The 19543-nt window shown below is 53.3% G+C and carries 23 protein-coding genes; 5 read left to right on the forward strand and 18 right to left on the reverse strand.

Annotated features, from left to right (window positions below; genetic code table 11):
- Positions 1-50: 50 nt before the first annotated feature.
- On the forward strand, positions 51-1079 hold the full coding sequence (locus HOM51_16075; GenBank protein ID MBT5036031.1) for an isopenicillin N synthase family oxygenase: 1029 nt from the start codon (positions 51-53) through the stop codon (positions 1077-1079).
- A 3-nt stretch (positions 1080-1082) separates the two neighbouring features.
- Here the strand turns inward: HOM51_16075 and HOM51_16080 are convergent, their stop codons facing one another.
- The 13 genes from HOM51_16080 to HOM51_16140 form a co-directional block, all read right to left on the reverse strand.
- A complete protein-coding gene (locus HOM51_16080) occupies positions 1083-1721 on the reverse strand; it encodes a protein-L-isoaspartate(D-aspartate) O-methyltransferase (protein ID MBT5036032.1) in 639 nt (212 codons plus the stop codon).
- Positions 1718-2506, reverse strand: a complete 789-nt coding sequence (gene surE, locus HOM51_16085; GenBank protein MBT5036033.1) for a 5'/3'-nucleotidase SurE — start codon at positions 2504-2506, stop codon at positions 1718-1720. The genes HOM51_16080 and surE overlap by 4 nt, the downstream gene beginning before the upstream one ends.
- On the reverse strand, positions 2499-3776 hold the full coding sequence (gene serS, locus HOM51_16090) for a serine--tRNA ligase (GenBank protein MBT5036034.1): 1278 nt from the start codon (positions 3774-3776) through the stop codon (positions 2499-2501). Before serS ends, surE begins: the two co-directional genes overlap by 8 nt.
- 13 nt (positions 3777-3789) lie before the next feature.
- Positions 3790-4554, reverse strand: coding sequence for a twin-arginine translocase subunit TatC (gene tatC / locus HOM51_16095; GenBank protein ID MBT5036035.1), 765 nt, complete (start codon positions 4552-4554; stop codon positions 3790-3792).
- Between the two features lie 71 nt (positions 4555-4625).
- On the reverse strand, positions 4626-5153 hold the full coding sequence (gene tatB, locus HOM51_16100; GenBank protein ID MBT5036036.1) for a twin-arginine translocase subunit TatB: 528 nt from the start codon (positions 5151-5153) through the stop codon (positions 4626-4628).
- Positions 5154-5223: 70 nt separating this feature from the next.
- The gene (locus HOM51_16105) at positions 5224-5469 is read right to left on the reverse strand and encodes a twin-arginine translocase TatA/TatE family subunit (protein ID MBT5036037.1); all 246 of its coding nucleotides are present in this window, start codon (positions 5467-5469) and stop codon (positions 5224-5226) included.
- Positions 5470-5585: 116 nt separating this feature from the next.
- Positions 5586-6293, reverse strand: coding sequence for an SMC-Scp complex subunit ScpB (gene scpB, locus HOM51_16110; protein ID MBT5036038.1), 708 nt, complete (start codon positions 6291-6293; stop codon positions 5586-5588).
- Positions 6290-7096: a segregation/condensation protein A gene (locus HOM51_16115; protein MBT5036039.1), complete on the reverse strand. Its 807-nt coding sequence runs from the start codon at positions 7094-7096 to the stop codon at positions 6290-6292. The genes scpB and HOM51_16115 overlap by 4 nt, the downstream gene beginning before the upstream one ends.
- A gap of 6 nt (positions 7097-7102) precedes the next feature.
- Entirely contained in the window at positions 7103-7804 is a 702-nt protein-coding gene (locus HOM51_16120; protein ID MBT5036040.1) for a site-2 protease family protein, read from the reverse strand.
- Positions 7801-8811 carry a beta-N-acetylhexosaminidase gene (gene nagZ / locus HOM51_16125; protein MBT5036041.1) on the reverse strand — a complete coding sequence of 337 codons (1011 nt, stop codon included), beginning with the start codon at positions 8809-8811 and terminating at the stop codon, positions 7801-7803. The genes HOM51_16120 and nagZ overlap by 4 nt, the downstream gene beginning before the upstream one ends.
- Positions 8801-9859, reverse strand: a complete 1059-nt coding sequence (locus tag HOM51_16130) for a hypothetical protein (GenBank protein ID MBT5036042.1) — start codon at positions 9857-9859, stop codon at positions 8801-8803. Before HOM51_16130 ends, nagZ begins: the two co-directional genes overlap by 11 nt.
- Positions 9860-9892: 33 nt before the next feature.
- Positions 9893-11644, reverse strand: a complete 1752-nt coding sequence (locus HOM51_16135) for an arginine--tRNA ligase (protein ID MBT5036043.1) — start codon at positions 11642-11644, stop codon at positions 9893-9895.
- Positions 11641-12825 carry a deoxyguanosinetriphosphate triphosphohydrolase gene (locus HOM51_16140; protein MBT5036044.1) on the reverse strand — a complete coding sequence of 395 codons (1185 nt, stop codon included), beginning with the start codon at positions 12823-12825 and terminating at the stop codon, positions 11641-11643. Before HOM51_16140 ends, HOM51_16135 begins: the two co-directional genes overlap by 4 nt.
- Positions 12826-12930: 105 nt before the next feature.
- Between HOM51_16140 and erpA the strand changes: the two genes are divergently transcribed.
- Entirely contained in the window at positions 12931-13287 is a 357-nt protein-coding gene (gene erpA / locus HOM51_16145) for an iron-sulfur cluster insertion protein ErpA (GenBank protein ID MBT5036045.1), read from the forward strand.
- Between the two features lie 7 nt (positions 13288-13294).
- On the opposite strand, the gene HOM51_16150 is transcribed toward erpA, so the two are convergent.
- Entirely contained in the window at positions 13295-14065 is a 771-nt protein-coding gene (locus tag HOM51_16150) for an alpha/beta hydrolase (GenBank protein ID MBT5036046.1), read from the reverse strand.
- A gap of 71 nt (positions 14066-14136) precedes the next feature.
- Here HOM51_16150 and xth point away from each other — a divergent pair, with 71 nt between their 5' ends.
- Positions 14137-14907, forward strand: coding sequence for an exodeoxyribonuclease III (xth, locus tag HOM51_16155; GenBank protein MBT5036047.1), 771 nt, complete (start codon positions 14137-14139; stop codon positions 14905-14907).
- Between the two features lie 10 nt (positions 14908-14917).
- On the opposite strand, the gene HOM51_16160 is transcribed toward xth, so the two are convergent.
- Genes HOM51_16160 through HOM51_16170 form a run of 3 tightly spaced genes read right to left on the reverse strand, consistent with a single transcriptional unit; the run spans position 14918 to position 17834 of the window.
- Positions 14918-16165 (reverse strand): S8 family serine peptidase, encoded by a 1248-nt coding sequence (locus tag HOM51_16160; protein MBT5036048.1) that lies wholly within the window; start codon positions 16163-16165, stop codon positions 14918-14920.
- 42 nt (positions 16166-16207) lie between these two features.
- Complete coding sequence (locus HOM51_16165) at positions 16208-16648, reverse strand: hypothetical protein (GenBank protein ID MBT5036049.1); 441 nt, start codon at positions 16646-16648, stop codon at positions 16208-16210.
- A gap of 19 nt (positions 16649-16667) precedes the next feature.
- Positions 16668-17834 (reverse strand): amidohydrolase, encoded by a 1167-nt coding sequence (locus HOM51_16170; GenBank protein MBT5036050.1) that lies wholly within the window; start codon positions 17832-17834, stop codon positions 16668-16670.
- 115 nt (positions 17835-17949) lie between these two features.
- Here HOM51_16170 and HOM51_16175 point away from each other — a divergent pair, with 115 nt between their 5' ends.
- A complete protein-coding gene (locus HOM51_16175; GenBank protein ID MBT5036051.1) occupies positions 17950-18627 on the forward strand; it encodes an HAD family hydrolase in 678 nt (225 codons plus the stop codon).
- Positions 18628-18867: 240 nt separating this feature from the next.
- Entirely contained in the window at positions 18868-19062 is a 195-nt protein-coding gene (locus tag HOM51_16180) for a hypothetical protein (protein MBT5036052.1), read from the forward strand.
- 77 nt (positions 19063-19139) lie between these two features.
- Here the strand turns inward: HOM51_16180 and HOM51_16185 are convergent, their stop codons facing one another.
- The gene (locus tag HOM51_16185) at positions 19140-19388 is read right to left on the reverse strand and encodes a hypothetical protein (GenBank protein MBT5036053.1); all 249 of its coding nucleotides are present in this window, start codon (positions 19386-19388) and stop codon (positions 19140-19142) included.
- Between the last annotated feature and the right edge of the window lie 155 nt (positions 19389-19543).

Genomic DNA, 19543 nt, shown 5'->3' on the forward strand with positions numbered 1-19543 from the left:
CCAATTATGTTTTGCACTCGCGATGAAGCGTCAAGCAGGAAGGGTGATCAATGAGTTTAGAAAAAATTGAAGTTACAACATCAGGTGATGGTCATGTTGAGACCCGTGATTTGCCGGTGTTGGATTTAGGCGATTATCTCAGCGGGGATGAAAGCAAGAAACAGACCCTGGCCGAAGAACTTAGATTCGCCAGTGAAACAGTCGGGTTTCTGGCCCTAAAGAACCATGGCATCCCGCAGTCACTGCTTGACCGCGCAATTACTGAGAACGAGCGCTTTTCTGCCTTATCTCTCGACGAAAAACTTAAAATTCAGATCAACCGAGACCAGCGCGGTTTCATCCCTCCCCGTGCGACCCTGATCAAGCATTCAACCTATAACGCGAACACCAAGTTCGATCTCAATGAAACAACTGTTTTCGCAACAGATTATCCAGCGGACAACCCTCATGTGAAGGCTGGAAAGCAGTTCTACGCGAAAAACCAATGGCCGGAGAACCTACCAGGTTTCAAAGAAGTCGTTGAAGAATACATGGGCGCCATGGAGGCCCTTGGGAAAAAGCTTTTACCGCTATGGGCATTAGCGTTGGAGCTACCTGAAGACTTTTTCCAGCCCTATTTCAAAGAAAACTACACCTATTACCGCATGGCCCATTATCCACCGAAACCAACCGCCGAGGACAACGAGTTTGCGCTAGGTGCCCATGCCGACACGGGGTTCATGACCTTGTTGCCGGCAGCGGACGTTGAAGGACTAGAAATTCTAGATAACAATGGGATTTGGTTTCGACCGAGGAAAGTGGAAGGTGCTATTCATGTCAACATTGGGCAGTTCCTGGAACGATGGAGCAACGAGCGCTTTATCGCCACACCGCATCGCGTCGCAATCCCAAAATCTAAAAACAGATACACTGTCCCAGTCTTCGTAAACCCCGATCTTGAACCGGTCGTTGAATGTCTGCCGACATGCCAGAGCCCTGACAATCCACCGAAATACGCACCGGAATCGTATTGGGATTTCTTCAGGTGGTACATGACCAACAGCTATAAACACTACGATGAATTTGATGAGGCCGGTTAAGAGCTAATTTGTTCCCATGCCCTCAAGCATCGGGACGAATCTCACGGCACCTAAATCTTTGGTCTTAATGCCGTCTTCCGTACGCTCTACCAGTTCCAAGCGTTGGTCGTGATCGCCATCGCCGACGGGAACGATCATCAGCCCACCAACCGCTAATTGCTCAACCAAAACCGGCGGAATATCAGCCGCGAAAGCTGTGACAATAATGCGGTCGAAGGGTGCTTGCTCCGGCCACCCCTTGGAGCCATCGGCCGCCAATGATGTGATATTAGTAATCCGCAGTTCAGCAAAGCGCGCCTCGGCTTCTTTTAACAGCGGACGGTGACGCTCAAACGTATAAAGCCGCCGGCACAGCTTGGATAAGACCGCCGCCTGATAGCCAGACCCGGTGCCGATTTCCAAGACCTTCATCCGTTCGCCGACATTCAATGCCTCGGTCATTAAGGCCACCACGGTGGGCTGACTGACGGTTTGATGGTATCCAATTGGCAAGGCGGTATCGTCGTAGGCATTGCTGCGCAAGGGTTCCGGCACGAACAATTCACGCGGCACGGCTTCCATCGCCGCCATCACCCGCGCATCGCTCACGCCAGCTTGACGCAAATCCAGGACCAAGCGTGCTTTTCCCGACTCACCTGTCATGAAAAGGCGCCCTTCAGTTTCTTAAGAGTCGGCCCATGGGTCAGGTCTAACCCCAACGGAGTCACTGAAATGGCGCCTCGGTGGACGGCTTCCAAGTCCGTGTCTTTTCGAAACCGGTCCTCATCCCGTTGCGCGCCAATCCAAAAATAGGACTCACCACGGGGGTCCTGACCTTCCGCCAATTCGCCGCCAATTTTGCGCCGCCCCTGGCGATTGACTTCAATCCCTGTCACAGCACGAGTCGGCACGTCCGGTATATTGACGTTGATCAGGACGTTCTCGGGCCAAGGGTTCTTTGCCAGCTGTTTTAAGACTTTGGGAACCCAATGTTCCGCCGTCGCCCAACGCGGCTTAGTGCGATCCGTAACGACTTGACTAACGGCGACCGAAGGAATGCCCAAAAGCGTCCCTTCCATGGCAGCAGCGACCGTGCCTGAATAAGTCACGTCTTCGCCCAAGTTTCCACCTCGATTGATACCGCTCAGTACCAAGTTGGGCGAATTGCCTTTCATGACCTCGTTAACCCCCAACAGCACACAATCGGTTGGCGTACCGTCAATGGCGCAGCGTTGGCTGGAGACTTTGCGAATGCGCAAAGGTCTGCGGAGTGTGAGGGAATGCCCGGCCGCACTTTGCTCAGTCTCAGGAGCGATGACCCAAACATCTTTAGATAATTTGCGGGCGATTTTCTCCAGGACTTTAAGCCCCGGCGCATCGATGCCGTCGTCGTTGGAAATCAGAATCCGGGCCTTGGCCAGGTTCAAAAATGCAGGAGATTTAGCCATCAGCTGTGATGACCTCCAGCCCCCCCATGTAAGGTCGAAGCACTTCTGGCACAACGATGGAACCATCGGCTTGCTGGTAGTTTTCCAATACTGCAACCAAGGTTCGGCCAACCGCCAGCCCAGACCCATTCAAGGTATGGACAAAGCGCGTCCCTTTCTCTCCTTCAGGGCGATAGCGTGTCTTCATCCGGCGGGCCTGAAAGTCGCCGCAGTTGGAACAGCTGGAGATTTCCCGGTAGCGCTTCTGCCCCGACAACCAAACTTCGATGTCATAGGTCTTCTGCGCTGAAAACCCCATGTCACCTGTCGATAATACCACCACTCGATACGGCAATTCTAACTTTTGTAAGATACCTTCAGCGCAGGACGTCATGCGTTCCAGCTCGTCATTCGATTGTTCGGGCTCGGCGATGCTGACAAGTTCGACTTTGGTGAATTGGTGTTGGCGAATCATGCCGCGGGTATCGCGCCCGGCCGCCCCCGCTTCAGACCGAAAACACCAGGTCATGGCTGTGCGCCGGATTGGCAATTGATCCTGCTCCAAGATTTCACCGGAAACGAGGTTGGTCAGTGGAACCTCCGCTGTCGGGATCATCCAAAAGCCATCAGTCGTTCGAAACAAATCCTCGCCGAACTTCGGCAATTGCCCCGTGCCATACATTGCCGTGTCATTGACCAAGGCAGGTGGATTGACTTCTTCATAGCCATTTTCCGTGGTGTGCAAGTCCAGCATAAACGACGCCAAAGCCCGCTCCATCCGCGCCAGTGCGCCTGATAACACTACAAACCGAGCACCCGAAATTTTCGCCGCCCGGTCAAAATCCATCATCCCCAGGCTTTCGCCCAAATCAAAATGTTCCTTGGGCTCAAAATCCAGTGCCGCGGGGTCGCCCCAGGTTCGGACTTCGATATTGTCGTCTTCGTCCTTACCAATCGGCACACCGTCGCCGGGCAAGTTCGGAATGGCTGACAGCGCGTTATCCAGTTCGCGGGTTAGTTCAGTCGCTTCTTTTTCCGCTTCGCCTTCCGCTTGCTTGGAAAGAGAAACCTGGGCAATCAACGCAGCCGCATCCTCACCCTTGGCTTTGGCCGCACCAATTTGTTTGGAAATCTGATTGCGGGCGGCTTTGATTTCTTGGGCTTGAGTCTGTGACGCGCGACGTTTTTTATCCAAGTCAATTAGATTTTGCGAAAGGGGTGCCACCCCACGTTTGTCCAAGCCCGCATCGAAGGCCGCCGGGTTTTCACGTATCCACTTAATATCGAACATTCTCGGTTCCGTTTTAGTCTGTGGTCTCGGCCTCAGCGGCCTCTTCTTCGCGTTTCTTCTCGACCATTTTTACGCAGATTATAGAGATTTCATAGAGCAAGATCGTCGGCAAGGCCAAGCCGATTTGGCTAATTGGGTCAGGTGGTGTCAAAATCGCCGCGGCGATAAAGGCGGTTACGATGGCATAGCGTCGTTTTTCCCGCATACCTTTGGACGAAATCACACCAATTTTGCCCAGCAGCGTCATCACCACAGGCAGCTCGAAGCAAACGCCGAATGCGAATATCAGCCGCATGACCAGCGATAAGTATTCGTTGACCTTGGCTTCTAATTGGATCGGCAACCCGCCAGGTGCGGCCATTTGCTCGAAGCTCAGGAAAAACTTCCAGGCCACCGGAAGGACGAAATAATACACCATGGCGCCGCCCATGAGAAACAAGATTGGCGTCGCCACCAGGAAGGGCCAGAAAGCTTTCTTCTCATTGGAATAAAGCCCAGGCGCAATGAACTTCCAGATTTGCACAGAGATCACCGGAAACGCCAAGAACATCGCCATAAAGAACGCGACCTTGATGTAGCTGAAGAAGGTTTCATGCAGGGCCGTGTAAATCATCCGACGGTTGCCGCCCATATCCGCCAAGATGTCGGCCAGCGGTTGCACTAAGAATGCATAGATGGAGGGCGCGAAATAAAAGCTGATGACAAACAACACCAGGATCGCAATGACCGAATGCAGCAGACGCTGACGCAGCTCGATTAAATGCTCAAGCAGCGGCATTTTGGTTTCTTCGCCAGATTGATCTGCGGATTGATCTGCGGATTGATCTGCGGGTTGGTCAGCCATGTCTGCTACCCATCCTGCTTGGTCGGCGCGGGCGCGGGCGCGGACTCTGGCTCAGGAGCATCATCTGCAGAGGCGCTCGCCGTATTTTCTTCGTCTGTCGTTTTCACAACCTCCGGCATATCGACGGGAACAGCCTCGGTGTCTGCGATGTTAACGTCGCTATCGTCACCTTCGTAGTCGTAAAAATCTTCGTCATTCTCGTCGTCGTCATCGTCCCAGTTATCCGTCTCATCGAACTCATCATCCAAGCTTCCTTGAATGTCTTTTTCTAGGTCGCCTGTCGGGTCCAAGGTTCCCTTGATTTCGTTTTCAAAGTCGAAATCCTCGGCCCCTGTCACGGATTTTTTGATGTCTTCCAGATCGGCTTCGCGTACCACATCATCGATGCCGCTTTGAAATTCGCTCGCCATGGCGCGTACTTTGCGTAACGCTCCGGTTACCGCGCGCAACGTTCGAGGGAGTTCCTTGGGTCCGATGACAATGATGCCGATAACGGCAACGATGAACAGTTCTTGCCAGCCGATGTCGAACATGGCGGCGTTACTCCTGGAGAAAGGAAACGTAAGGGGGCTGAAAAAGCATTAACAACAATCAAGCCAACGCTCAGGTCTTCTGCGCGCTGTCCTTCTCTGCCACGCTATCAACAGCTTCCGCCTGTTCTGATTTCAGCGCTTTTGGCGCTTCTTCAGTGGCTGCATCGGCCGTTTCGTCTTCCTTCATCCCTTTCTTGAACGATTTCAGACCCTTACCGAAATCACCCATCAACGAAGAAATCTTTCCCTTGCCGCCAAAAAGGACCAAGACAACGACGAGGACAATAAGCCAATGCCAAATACTAAACGCGCCCATATTCGTATTCCATTCATAATAATTAGGGGACCGGTTGTGGCGGATAATGGCAGAAAGATCAAGGGGCTGCAACGTAGAGCCCCAGAATGATTAACGCCCTAAATCAGCTGCCCTCCTCAACCACCGGGCAAAATCTCTTCCGAACCCACCACATCATCATCAGGATTTAGAGGTTCGGCAACCAGCTCAGATTCTTCTTCGAGCACGACACCTTCCGGCTGAGGCTCGTCGGCGCCATTGCTTTCGCTCTTCTCCGCCAAGTCACCACTGACCCGATAGGCATTGATCGCAGGGCCAGAATCCAGCAGGCCTGCGGCCTTCAACTCTGCCATTCCTGGCAGGTCTCTCAGGCCTTCCAGACCGAAGTGGTCCAAGAATTCATCCGTTGTTACCCAGTTGGCGGGGCGGCCTGGGGTTTTTCTGCGACCGCGGGGACGGATCCAGCCGTGTTCGAACAACAGGTCGAGGGTGCCTTTCGAGATGCTAACGCCGCGTATTTCCTCAATCTCGGCCCGTGTGACTGGTTGGTGATAGGCGACGATGGCCAAGGTCTCGACGGCCGCACGAGAGAGTTTGCGACTGACTTCGGTTTCCCGGTTCAATTGCGCCGCCAAATCAGGGGACGTACGGAAGGCCCAGGATTTTCCAGCCTGAACCAAATTCACACCGCGTTCCGCATACTGCGCTTGCAGTTCCTTTAGCAATTCAGGCAAATCAGCCTCTTCCGGCAAGGCACGTGCCAGGAGTCTCTCCGGCAGCACCTCTGTGCTCGCGAACAGTACCGCTTCCAAAAGTCGCAGGTGATGGGTGTTGATCTCGCTCATGAGTCCGTGTTTCCAGATGAGGGGTCGCCGGCGGCTCGAATATAGATCGGCGCGAACGTCCCATCTTGGCGTATTTTTAGTTTACCTTCCTTAGCCATTTCAAGGCTGGCGGACAAGGTTGAGGCCACAGCAGAGCGGGTCGATATTCCGTCCTTCATTCCTTCCGGCAAGAACTTACTCAGCTCAGACCAGTCAGGAACGTGGCCAACCAGCTTCCGCAAGCGTGACAGCGCGTCTTCGACAGAAAACAACTCCCAAGGCTCAATGTGCAGCGTGCCGTCGCCCTTGGCTCTGCTCGCCTGATCACCGTAGGCCTTTAAGAGGTCATACAAGGTGACATCAATGACCGTCTTCCAATTGGTTACGAATTCTTCTGGGTCGCCGCGATCATAAAAATCTTCACCTAATTGAGGTCGTGCCAGCAGGCCCTCCCCGGCTTTCTGCATCGCCTCCAAGCGGCGAATTTGGAACGCCAGTGCATCTGCCATTTCCTGGCCGCTGGGCTCATCCTCGTTACCCAAATCAGGCAGCAGAAGACGCGACTTCATATAAGCGAGCCACGCAGCCATCACGAGGTAATCCGCTGCCAGTTCCAAGTTCACTTTTTGGGCCTGAGCGATAAATTCCAGGTATTGATCCGCCAATTGCAGGATGGAGATTTGCGCGAGGTCTACCTTTTGATCACGGGCAAGCTGCAGCAACGCATCGATTGGGCCTTCATAGCCATCAATGTCGACGACAAAGGGGTTGATGCTCGGTGCGCCCTCCCCTTCGAATTCCTCAATTGCTTCTAAGTCAGCCATGTTCCGTTAAACAATCCCCGCCATGTTCACAACGACATCCATTAAGTATGACGCCGGGCCCCCGACAAGCCACCAAAAAACGTTCAAATCCATGCCCAATTTTGCGCCGAGCCACGGCAATAGAAATACCGCACCCAGGATAATAAACATTCCGGCCCTCTCGAGCCCCGCCAACCGATAAGCTAAATTCGGCGGTAGCACCCCAACGGCAACCCGTCCACCATCCAATGGCGGCAGCGGCAGCATGTTGAAAACACACAACAGCAAATTAATCCAAATCAAGTTGCCGAGGTTATAACTGACCCACTCTGCCACGTCACGCGGCAGAAGCGATAATGTATGGAACAAATAGGCCGCAACGATGGCCAGCAATAAATTGACCCCAGGCCCCGCTAAAGCCACCAACACCATATCCCGGCGCGGATGAAACAAGCGGTTGAAATTGACAGGCACCGGCTTGGCATAGCCGAACATCACCTGCCCGCCTGAAAAATACAGCAGCATCGCTGGCAACAAAGCCGTGCCAAACGGATCAATGTGCTTGATCGGGTTAAACGTCACACGGCCCAGCATATAAGCCGTATCATCACCGCGCTTCCACGCAACCCAGCCGTGCGCAGCCTCATGGAAGGTCACGGCCAGAATGACTGGAATTATCCAGATCGAAGCCTGAAATAGAATTTTATCCAGGTGCATATCCGACATCATGTTTTTGCCAGCAGCTGATCAAGTCGTTGCTGCGCTCCTTCGAAATCAAAATCTTTGGGGGTATCGATTAATTTGGCAGCCCGCTCTATCCGTTCAAGGGCTGCCACACTTAGGGGCGCAGTTCCCGCAACAACCGCTTCCATTTCTTCCATCACCCCGTTGCAATGAAGCACAACATCGCACCCAGCTTTTAGCGCCGTTTCAGCCCGTTCAGTGAAGCTCCCGCGGAGGGCTTGCATGGATAGATCATCCGATAACAAGACGCCATCAAAGCCAATCTCACCGCGGATCACATCGCCGATCACGGTCGCTGACGACGTCGCAGGGTTATCCCCGTCAATAGCTTGGTAGACCACATGGGCCGTCATCGCCCAAGGCATGTCAGCGAGCGCCTTAAATGGTTTAAAGTCGAACCTGCTTAGGTCTTTGTGAGAGGCATCAACGATGGGCAAGGCCTTGTGGCTATCAACAGTTGCTCTGCCATGACCGGGGATATGCTTGATCACGGGCAGCACGCCACCTGCCAAATACCCTTCGCAGGCTGCACGGCCTATGATCGCCGCCTTTTCTGGGGTCTCCCCTGAAATCCGATCACCAATAATAGGGTCCGCGTCGGCCTGTGGAAGATCAAGGACCGGGGCGCAATTAACATCGATCCCCATCGCCAGAAGCTCAAACGCGATCATTTGCGCGTTCAGCTTCGCGGCCGCGGCACCACGATCCGCTAATTTAGAGAACACCGCAGCAGCTGGCGGGTGCCGCCAATGGGGTGGTTTTAGGCGCGCAACCCTGCCGCCTTCCTGATCTATCAGGACCGGCGCATTGTCCCGGCCCACAGACGCCCGCATCTCAGCCACCAGCGCCCGTACTTGGTCTGGCGATTCACAGTTACGCTGAAACAGGATGAAACCGAAAGGATTGGCGTCGCGATAAAATGCCCTCTCATCCCGGCTCAGCGTTGTGCCGGCACAGCCAAGAATGACAGCGCGGGACGCATTATTTGTCACGAACAACCATGCAGCCAATTTTGCGCCGGGTCAGTTGAGCGCAGAGAGCTTTGGCGGTTGATTCTGTCGCCACCGGGCCCGCCCGCAGCCGATAATATATCCCCTTCACAGGGCCCAGGTCCGCCTTGGTTACAGTCAAGCTAAGACCCTTCAACAAATCAGCATGCTTGCGCCGAAGTCGGGACCATTCTGTTGTTGCCCGTTCAACACTTCGAACAGCGGCCAGCTGAATTTTAATCTTGCCTGTTCCCTTCGTTACCGACGATTTTGCCGATGCAGCAGGCTTTGTAACGGGGGGTGCCTGCACCGACTTTGGCGCTGGTAATGGCTTTGGTTTGCTGTCCTCAAGCGACTTCAAAACAAAAGGCTCTGCTTTTGGTTTTGCCGGGGATTTTGCTGGCGCTTTTGGGGGCTCAGGCTGAACCATTGGAGGTGGCGGCGGTGGTGGCGGTCGCTTAACGACTTTGGGTTCGGACTTTGGCTCCGGTTTCGTTTCCGGTTTGGGCTTTGCACCTTCCACAACAGGCGACATGGGTGCCGGAACGGGCGATTTAATTGACGCGACATCTTTTGGCGTCGGGGTTGCTGGACCGGGTTTCACGGGTTTGGGCGGTGTCGCCTCGACCACAGGCGGCACGACTTTGGGAGCTGGTGCCACTTTGGGTTCGACTTTCTTAGGCGGTGGCAGGGGGGATTCGGGCGGCGGGTTTAGAACTTCCACAGGGGTCCGTTCGGCCCCACCCGGCAAGCGATCATAAACCAACTTATCACGGTGCTGCACGTCCATGCCGCCAGGGTTCTTCGGACGGGTCTTTATCGGGCCAGCCTTGGCGCGGATGAGGGGAACGCGAAATTCCTCGCCTTCTTCCAAGGACTCTTCAAAAACAAGATAGCCCGCCCCGGCCGCACCAATGATCAACAGCACAAACGTGATACCAAAGATCAGTCCCCAGCGCGGTTTCGGTTTGGCATGACGGCTCACAGGCTTAAACGCAAGCCCGTTCCCACTCTCTGGTATGGCCTTATCGGAAAGATCCGGCGGCGCCATGCTTACATTTCCCTGACTTACAATTTCGAGATATTACATCTCTTGAACTGGCGTTACCCCAAATACCTGAAGACCGGACGCAATGACGAAGGCCACGCCTTGGAGCAACGCCAGGCGGGCCTTCGTTACGTCCGGGTCGTCGGCGATTATAAAGCGCAGGTGGGCGTTGTCCTTGCCTTTGTTCCAGAGGCCATGGAAGCCAGAAGCTAAGTCATTCAAATAAAAGGCTATTCTGTGGGGTTCATGAGCAAGTGCTGCGCTCTCAACCATCCTCGGCCAGGCCGCCATGGTTTTAATTAGCGCTAATTCATCCGAATCGGTCAACTTGTCGAGCGCTACTGACGACAAAGCATGTGCCGTAATCGCGTCCGTGCCAAACTCATCTGCCGCGTGCCGCATCACCGAACAAATGCGTGCATGGGCGTATTGAACGTAGAATACGGGGTTGTCTCTAGACTGCTCCGTCACCCGCGCAAAATCGAAATCCAAAGTCTTGTCATTGGTCCGGGTCAGCATGATGAAGCGGACAACGTCTTTGCCGACTTGCTCCACCACATCGCGCAACGTGACAAAGGTCCCGGCGCGCTTTGACATCTTTGCGGGCTTGCCGTCTTCCAGCAGGTTCACCAAGCGGCAGACTTTTACATCCAGTTCGCCGTCGCCTTCGGTGACCGCCTTAACCGCAGCCTCCATGCGTTTGACGTAGCCGCCATGATCCGCACCCCAGACATCAATCATGGTCTTAAAACCGCGCTGGTATTTGTCCAAATGATAGGCGATGTCGGAGGCGAAATAGGTCCATGTACCGTCGGATTTTTTCAGAGGACGATCCACATCGTCGCCAAAATCGGTGGCCTTGAAGAGGGTTTGGGGCCGTTCTTCCCAATCGTCAGGCTTTTTACCTTTCGGTGGTTCGAGGACGCCTTGATAGATCAGGCCTCGATCTTCGAGGAATTTCAGAACTGAGTCGACTTTTCCGGCCTCCACCAGTCCGTGCTCGGAGGTAAACATATCAAACTTTACCCCAAGCTCCGCCAAGTCGCCCTTGATGAGCTCCATCATCGCGTCGACGGCTAGGGTTTGGAACGGCACCAACCAGTCGTCTTCTGGGATATTTTGCCATTTATCGCCATCTTTTTCGGCGAGGTCTTTGCCGACGGGAATCAAATAATCGCCGGGATAAAGTCCTTCAGGGATTGCGCCAATGTCTTCGCCCAAGGCTTCGCGGTAGCGGAGATGGAGCGACCGAGCCAAAACCCCAACCTGGGTTCCGGCATCGTTGATGTAATATTCTCGTGTGACATCAAAGCCCGCTTTCTCCAACAGTGCCGCCAAGGCATCACCGAACACGGCTCCCCTCGCGTGGCCAACGTGCATCGGGCCGGTGGGGTTGGCGGAGACGTATTCGACGTTCACGCCCTCACCTGCCCCAAATTTCGAATCGCCGTAGGAAGTCGCAGCGCCCAAGACATCGCCCAAACGTGCGTGCCAAAATTCACTGTCGATCCGCATGTTGATGAAACCCGGGCCGGCGATCTCTGCCGATGTCACATGATCAAGTCCTGCAAGCTTTTCTACTAGTAGCGCCGCGATATCACGCGGATTCATCTTTGCTGGTTTGGCCAGCACCATGGCGGCGTTGGTGGCGATATCACCATGAGCCGCTTCCCGTGTCGGTTCGACATTCACGCGAGCTGTTTCCAGACCTTGCGGGAGGTGCCCATCATCGACCAAGTCCTGGACGCTCTCCAAGACGCGACCTTTAAAATATTCGAATAGGTTCATGATGTTCGTGTTTGCAAATCAAATAGTTGTTGGTGCTCGTCCACTGCATGGCGGTCGGTCATGCCAGCGATGTAGTCCGCCACGACTTGGGCAGTAATCACACTTTCAGGTGCCGCCGCTTTTCGCCGCCATTCATCAGGCAGGCATTCAGGTTCCTTAATCAGCAAGCCAAATAGTTCTTTCACCACGCGGCGTGCCTTGCTGGTCATACGGTTGAGCTTGGTGTGGCGGTACATATTCTGAAACAGAAACTTCTTCAATGCCTTATCGTATCCGTGCATGGCTTCTGAGAAGTCTGCGATGGGATGATCCAATGCGCGGATTTCATCAGCAGTCTTCGGTGCGGCGTCAGATAATCGGCGTTTGGTTTCCTCCAACAGATCAATAACCATCTCACCAATCATGGCGCGAATGGATTCGTGGATTAGCCTGTTTTTATCGAGGTCCGGGTGGTCTTTGCGGACCTGCGCAAACACCGGACCGACCAAGGGCACGTCTTTCAAGTCGTTGATGGTGAATAAGCCCGCGCGCAGGCCATCTTCGATGTCGTGGTTGTTATAGGCAATATCGTCTGAAAGTGAGGCTATTTGGGCTTCAGGCCCGGCAAAAGTGCTGAGTTCCAGGTCTTGATAACCCGGGTATTCTGTAATCGCGCGGGGCAAGTCCTTGCCTTTGCTTTGGGGGCCGGTCAGGGGGCCATTATGTTTAACGATCCCCTCAACCGTCTCCCAGGTCAGGTTCAGGCCGTCAAACCCCGCGTAACGTTCCTCCAGCCGGGTCACGACCCGCAGACTTTGGGCGTTGTGATCAAAGCCGCCGAAGGGCTCCATGGTTTCTTTCAGGGCGTCTTCTCCCGCATGACCAAACGGCGGGTGGCCGAGATCATGGGCCAGGGCCAAGCCTTCGCCCATTTCTTCGTTTAATCGCAAATAACGACACACAGAGCGGGCGATTTGGGCGACCTCCAGGCTATGGGTCAGCCGTGTGCGAAAGAAATCCCCTTCGTGGTTGACGAAGACCTGGGTTTTGTACTGCAGGCGACGAAATGCAGCCGAATGAATGATCCGGTCACGGTCGCGCTGAAAACAGGTCCGTGTGGCGCTTTCCGGCTCCGTATGCACGCGCCCCCGGCTCTCTTCCGGGATGCAGGCATAAGGGACTAAATTTTGTGTGCTGGTCATGGGCCGGAAGGTACAGGTACCGGCATGGATTGACAAAACTTATTCCGAGATTACATGTTGGGTGTAAATGAGTTATAATCGAAGCGTTTGAAATCAGAGGGTTCCATGCCAGACGGACAAGCCAATAGCGAAAGTGCAGACATTGTCATTACCGACAATGCGGCAGCACGAATTGCCAAATTGATAGAGATGGAGGGTAACGAGTCGCTTAAACTCCGCATCGCCATTTCGGGCGGCGGCTGCTCTGGCTTTGTCTATGGGTTCGAATTGGATGAGACCATTGGCGATGATGACCTTGTGTTTGAACACAACGGCATCAAGGTCTTGGTCGATGATACGTCCATCGAACTGATCCGCGGGTCTGAACTCCACTTCAAAGAAGAAATGTTGGGCGCGTTCTTTACTTTAGAGAACCCCAATGCATCGGCGACGTGTGGCTGTGGGACTTCGTTCGCGGTTTAAATTTCAGTTATTGATGCGCGAGCATCCACTTTGTCATATCACTGACGACCTTGTCCTCAATTCCGTTAAAACCGTGGTAGGCGTGTGGTGAACAGTCTTCGTCTTCAGAGGCACCCCCGTCGTATGCTAAAATCTTAATCACGGGCGCATTAATCAGATCATTTTTGATTTCAGCGGCACCGGAAAATGGCGTCACCCAGCATTCGTCCTTTTTGTGATGCGAAATCAGGACGGGAACCCGAACTTTCTTCAGATCAAAATCCATGACGTGCGGCCCACCATTATTCGCCTCTGACATTGAGGCCGTAAATACGAGACCATTGGCACCGCCTTTTAAAATTTTGGTCCCTCCGTTGGCCACCGAATTGGTGCCACGACTGGTCCCCACCAGCCAGACCGGCACGTGAAAGCGGTCACGTGCAAGTTTAAGAAGCGCCTTCAAATCAGTCGTATGTTCCTTAGTCTCCCTGAACCAGCCTTTCATACCGTCTGAATCGTTGTTATCGGACGGCGCATCGGGAACGATGGCGGCAAAGCCGTGCTTAACAAATAGATTTCGCGACCGAACAAGGAAATTTTTCGACTTTACCCGACCTGCTTTGTTAATTTTTGCACGGCCACTGCCCCCCATGAATAGGATAGCGGTCCCCTTTGGACGTTCAGGTGCAACCACCAACACGCGCAATCTCACGCCGTCGCGGGGGCTTAGATCGATAACTTGATCTGCCGCCGCTGAGGTCGATGCCAAAACCGCCAATAACAATAGAACCGCACGCATATATTACTCCTCGTCTTGTCGCTCGTCCCCTTGGGCGTTATGAAGGATGATTAGCTCATAAGGGGGCCCGGATGGTCAAGATTGCAACCTGGAACGTGAATTCGGTAAAAGCTCGGCTTGAGCATGTCTGCAAGTACTTGAAATTAGCAGAACCTGACATCCTGCTGCTCCAAGAACTCAAGCTGACCGAGGAAAATTTTCCCCGGCTTGAGATTGAAAGCCTCGGTTATAACGCCGCCGTCGTTGGTCAAAAGACCTACAACGGTGTCGCTATCCTGTCCAAAAGCCCGATAGAGGTGCTGCATACTGCACTCCCCGGCGACCCAAGCGACGAACAAGCTCGCTATATTGAGGCACAAATTGACGATGTCCGGGTTGCCTCCATCTATTTGCCCAACGGCAATCCCATCGACACTGAGAAATTTCCCTACAAGCTAGATTGGATGGAACGGCTGTATGAGCACGCCAAGGGGCTATTAGAAACCGAAGAAACGGTTGTCTTGGGCGGGGACTACAATGTCATTCAAGAAGAAGGCGATGTGTATGATCCGGCAGGTTTCGCGGATGAAGCCCTGTATCAGCCGGAAACCAAGGCTGCATTCCGTAAAATCCTCTATCTCGGCTATACCGAAGCCTATCGCGCCCTGCATTCAGAGACCGGGCAATACAGTTGGTGGGGCTACATGGCTGGAGCTTGGCAGAAAGATAACGGGGTGAGGATTGATCACTTGCTGCTGTCTCCGCAAGCCGCCGACAGGCTTACAGGCTGCGATATTGATCGCCGTCCGCGCGGTTGGGAGAAGCCCTCAGACCACACGCCTGTTTGGTGTGAATTAAGCTAACTGAAGACAATTAACTCTTTTTCAGTTTATTTTCTGAAATCCAGCCAGAACCTAGCAACGGTGCACCGTTTCGGCCGGTCACTGGCGTCGCAAGCCCCAGAATAGCGGCCTTAAGTTGCCCGGCTTGCCATAGGGGGTTTACGGCCTTAAGTCGCGCGGCAAGCGCCGTAACCCTAGGCACCGCAAAGCTTGAACCGGCTACTGGGCGTTCACTGCCTCGATAATCCCGAGCACTTAACTGTTCTGCCGGAACACCGATATCCACAGCCACGGCACCCCAATTTGAGCCGCGAGCAATCAACCCGGATTCAGTTACCGACGTCACAACCAACAAATTTTTAAGAGTAAATGCGGCGGGATAAACCGGGCGGGCATCTATATCCCGGCCATTGTTGCCTGCAGAAACAACGAACAAAATTTCAGGGTGTCGAGCCGCCGCATCGCGAAAGGCCGACCATTCATTTTCAGTGTTGCTCCCCATCGGAAGTGCCACGATTTTAGCGCCAACTTTATACGCAATTTCAACTACTTGTAAGAACTTATTCATGTTATTTCTAGGATAGCGTATGGGCACAAGTCGGATTGGGGGTCCCTCTCTCAATAAGACGTCAGCGACCAACGATCCGTGGCGGCGTACCATAAACGGAGACAGCGATGTATCTGCGTCATAAGGCAGACCATCTTCGTCCCACAAATCGGCCCCTAATATGCGTCCCGCCTTATCTCGCGCCAGTCTTGCCGCCAGGTGGGGCTGGTCATACGCGATCCCCGAATCTACATGCACAACAGTGACCCCGGCAACGTCCGTTCCAGGAGGGATGGGAGGGTTTAGCGGCTCGCGCCCTAGAACTTTTTCAAAGTTAGCACTATAAATCACCAGCTTTCGGGCAATTCCTTTGGTGTCATAGCGGATGATGCGGCCCTGGCGCACCTCGCACCCCGAACCAGATATGATATTGGCCGTTGGACGAGATGACCTCGACATCTCTGTGGCTAGCCTAAGCCCGACGCCACCCCGCATAATCGACACGAACGAAATTTGCTCATCGTTCGGCGCTGCATAGATATGCGTCACCCTTGATGCGCCACGCCTGAGCGGCAAGCGCTTGGTGGAAACGAACGAAGCACCGGGTAAGATGTCGGCAAGGCGCTCCCGTTTGAAGACATACCCAGCCTTTGATGGCAAACACACAGCTTCAATAATATTGCTGAGAGCTTGCAGGTCTTTGTCTGGGGCCGCGTTAACGGGCCAAGCCACGCTAATCAGCCAAAAAGATAGAAATAACCTTGGGAGCATGAATTAGCCCTTCACCGCCTTTCCTTCCTCCGTTTCCGGCGTCCATTGCTTTTCGTGGGCGTCGTGTTTGTCAGCATTCCATTCGTGTTCGGTACCATCCCCCATGAAGACGACGAAGACCTCGCAACCGTCTGGGTATTCATAGGGTCCGTGCAGATCATCCCAGCCAAACACGTAATCCCCTGGCCGCAAGTCCTTGCCCGCAACGCACATCCGTCCTTTCAGCACGACGATGGAATGCCAGCTTTTGTGACTGTGTTCAGGCTCGACATAGCCCGGTGGAAACTGCACCTTCATATCAATCCGCTTCATCGCCTTGTCGTGGCTCAAAACCTTGGCCTTCACCCCAGCTGGCAAGGTCATAAGTTCGTTCGCAACCCCTTCTTCCCAGGGGATTTCGTGGTCGTGAATGGCTTTGAAACTATGGTCGTATTGGTCAGACATTTTTTACTCCAAATTAGATTTAATCGGCACTTAGAACTTGCTCGGTCAACGTCGCCCAGTAGCTTGCGCCAATGGGCAGGATTTCATCGTTAAAGTCATAACGCGCGTTATGCAGAATACAGCCACCTTCACCAGGGCCGTTGCCAATCCAGGCGTAACAGCCAGGGCGTTCCTGCAGCATGTAGGAAAAATCTTCCGCCCCGAGACTCGGGTTCGGATTTCGGTCCACTTTATCCGCACCGACCACGGCGTTTGCAGCACGGGCCGCGAGTTCAGTTTCTGCTTCTGTATTGATCGTCGCCGGATAGCCTTTGCGGTAATCCACATCGACTTCGGCGCCATGGGCAGACGCTATGCCTTCACAGATGCGCCGGACCGATGCTTCGATGGTGTCGTGGACTTCAGGCCTTAGCACACGGGTCGTACCATTGAGAACAGCTTGGTCAGGCACAACGTTCGCGGTGTCGCCCGCATGAAACTGCGCGACTGACAACACCGCCGCATCCAAGGGATCGGTCTTCCGTGCACATATGGATTGTAGCGCCAGGACGATTTCAGCTGCAGTCAGCACTGCATCCACACCTAGATTGGGCATGGCGCCATGAAATCCTTGGCCCTTAACGGTAATGGTAAACCGGTCTACAGCGGCCATTTGCGGACCTGCCGTCATGGCCATGGCCCCTAACGGCATACCGGGCCAGTTGTGCATGCCAAAGACCTTATCGACGGGGAGTTTTTCAAACAGACCATCTTCGACCATCTTCCGGCCACCACCTTCGTTTTCTTCTGCAGGTTGGAAGATAAACCGGACCGTACCTTTAAACCGCTTGGTTTCCGCTAGATACCGTGCGGCCCCCAGCAACATTGTCGTATGACCGTCATGGCCGCAGGCGTGCATTTTGCCATCATGAGTAGACTTGTGGTCAAAGTCATTGAGTTCATCAATGTGCAACGCATCCATATCTGCACGAAGCCCGATGGTGGGACCATCCCCCGTACTGAGCGTGCCAACAATGCCCGTTCCGGCGAGTCCCTTATGGACCTCAACCCCAAAACTTTCCAGTTTATCGGCAACGATGGCAGAAGTCCGATGCTCTTCAAAAGCGGTTTCCGGATGGGCGTGAATATCTTGGCGCCAAGCCGACATGTCTTTGTGAAACTCTGCAATGCGGTTGATGATCGGCATGAAGGCTCCTGTTCGAATGTTCGCCAAAAAATACATTGGTCCAAAAACCATAGTTCACTTGCTCCCATCTCGCCAAGCAGGTCATATGGAATTATTCAAAAATAAGGATTGCCGGATGAAACCTTGTAGTGCCCTCCCCCCAGGAGCAGAGATCGATCCCCTTGGAACTTGGTGCCAAATCATTCGGTATCAGCCTCAGGGATCTGCTGCTCAGCCCGCCTTGTTCTTGGACCGAGATGGCGTGGTCGTGGAAGAGGTTCATTATCTACACCGGGTTGAAGATACCATCATAGTGCCGGGTGCCGCCGACGTCATCCGACAAGCGAATGAGCGGGGGATTCTCGTCGTCATCGTGACCAATCAAGCAGGGGTTGGTCGCGGAATCTATACTTGGGATGATTTTATTACTGTCCAGGATCACATTTTAGACGAACTCTCTGCCGCTGGAGCAAGAGTGGATGCCGTTTATGCTTGCCCACATCACACGCAGGCCGGCCCTCCCTATAACGACCCGGACGCACCTGATCGTAAACCCAATCCGGGGATGTTACTGCGTGCGGCGGATGCTTTTGAGATTGAGATGCGGCAATCGTGGATAATTGGTGATCGAGCCAATGACTTGGTCGCGGGACTTCGGGCCGGGATAAATGGTGGCATTCATGTCTTTATGGGCCACGGAGTGGAATCTGGAGAACGGGAACAGGCTTTAGCCTTAAACAGCAAAAACTTCTCGGCTCATGGAGCAGACTCCATCGCCGATGCATTGAAAATTATTCCCCTATTAAGCGGCTAGCTGCGCTTTTTTTCCCCTATATCGCTGAATTTATGACCTTTACTCAAGTTTTTTGCATTTCCCCCCTTGATGCACAGCGGTACTAAAAGTATAGAAAACATCTAAGTTAGTTGGTGGCATGAATGTCTCATTAAATGTTACTGTGACAGATTATATGAAGATCGTTCTGGCTCGTGCCTAAGGTTTTTTTTACAATCGGCACCATATAGTGAGTTAGAGCAACACGAGGATTTCTAGACGATGGCTTTGCGCTACGGATTGATCTATTCGACAAACGGTACCATTGCCGAAATTGAGGAATGGCTAGATGAATTCTGTGTCGGTAAATTTCAAGTAGCACTTGAGGACATGGACGCCGACCTAACAAAAAAGAGCGTCCGCGTGATGTTTGAAAATGAAGCGGATAAAATGAACTTCAAGGCAGAATACTGCTAAAGTCCGCCGTTATAGTCTTATTTCGTCAAAATTTTATCTGGTTTTTTTCAATCGAGCTCTAGAACTCTCGTATTCCACTATTTTTTTGCGGCTGGCAGTTTTGTCACTCGTACGCAGCCCCGTCCGGTGGACCCACCAGATCCTAAAGTGTACGCCCCTTTGAACAGGCGATAGTCATTGATCAAGCCACCTCTGACCACTCGATTGAGTGCGTCCGGAAGGCGGGACCTGCTTTTACTGGAATCAACACCTTCAGACGTGAAGCGTACAGTCCGCGCATTGAATTCTTGAACAATGGCGTCACGAATACGAAAAACGTAGGGCAAATCTTTTTTGGCGCCCCGTCATCCTTAACGACCAAGTAAACTGTGATCGGAACGTTATGACGACGCCCCTTTGATGTCTGCACCGGCAGGAAAAACGTTTTGAGTTGAACGTACGTTTTTTTTGTAAACGCGGCTTCCGCGGAGACGCTTCCGAG

The organism is Rhodospirillaceae bacterium (assembly GCA_018660465.1).
Lineage (GTDB): Bacteria > Pseudomonadota > Alphaproteobacteria > Rhodospirillales > JABJKH01 > JABJKH01.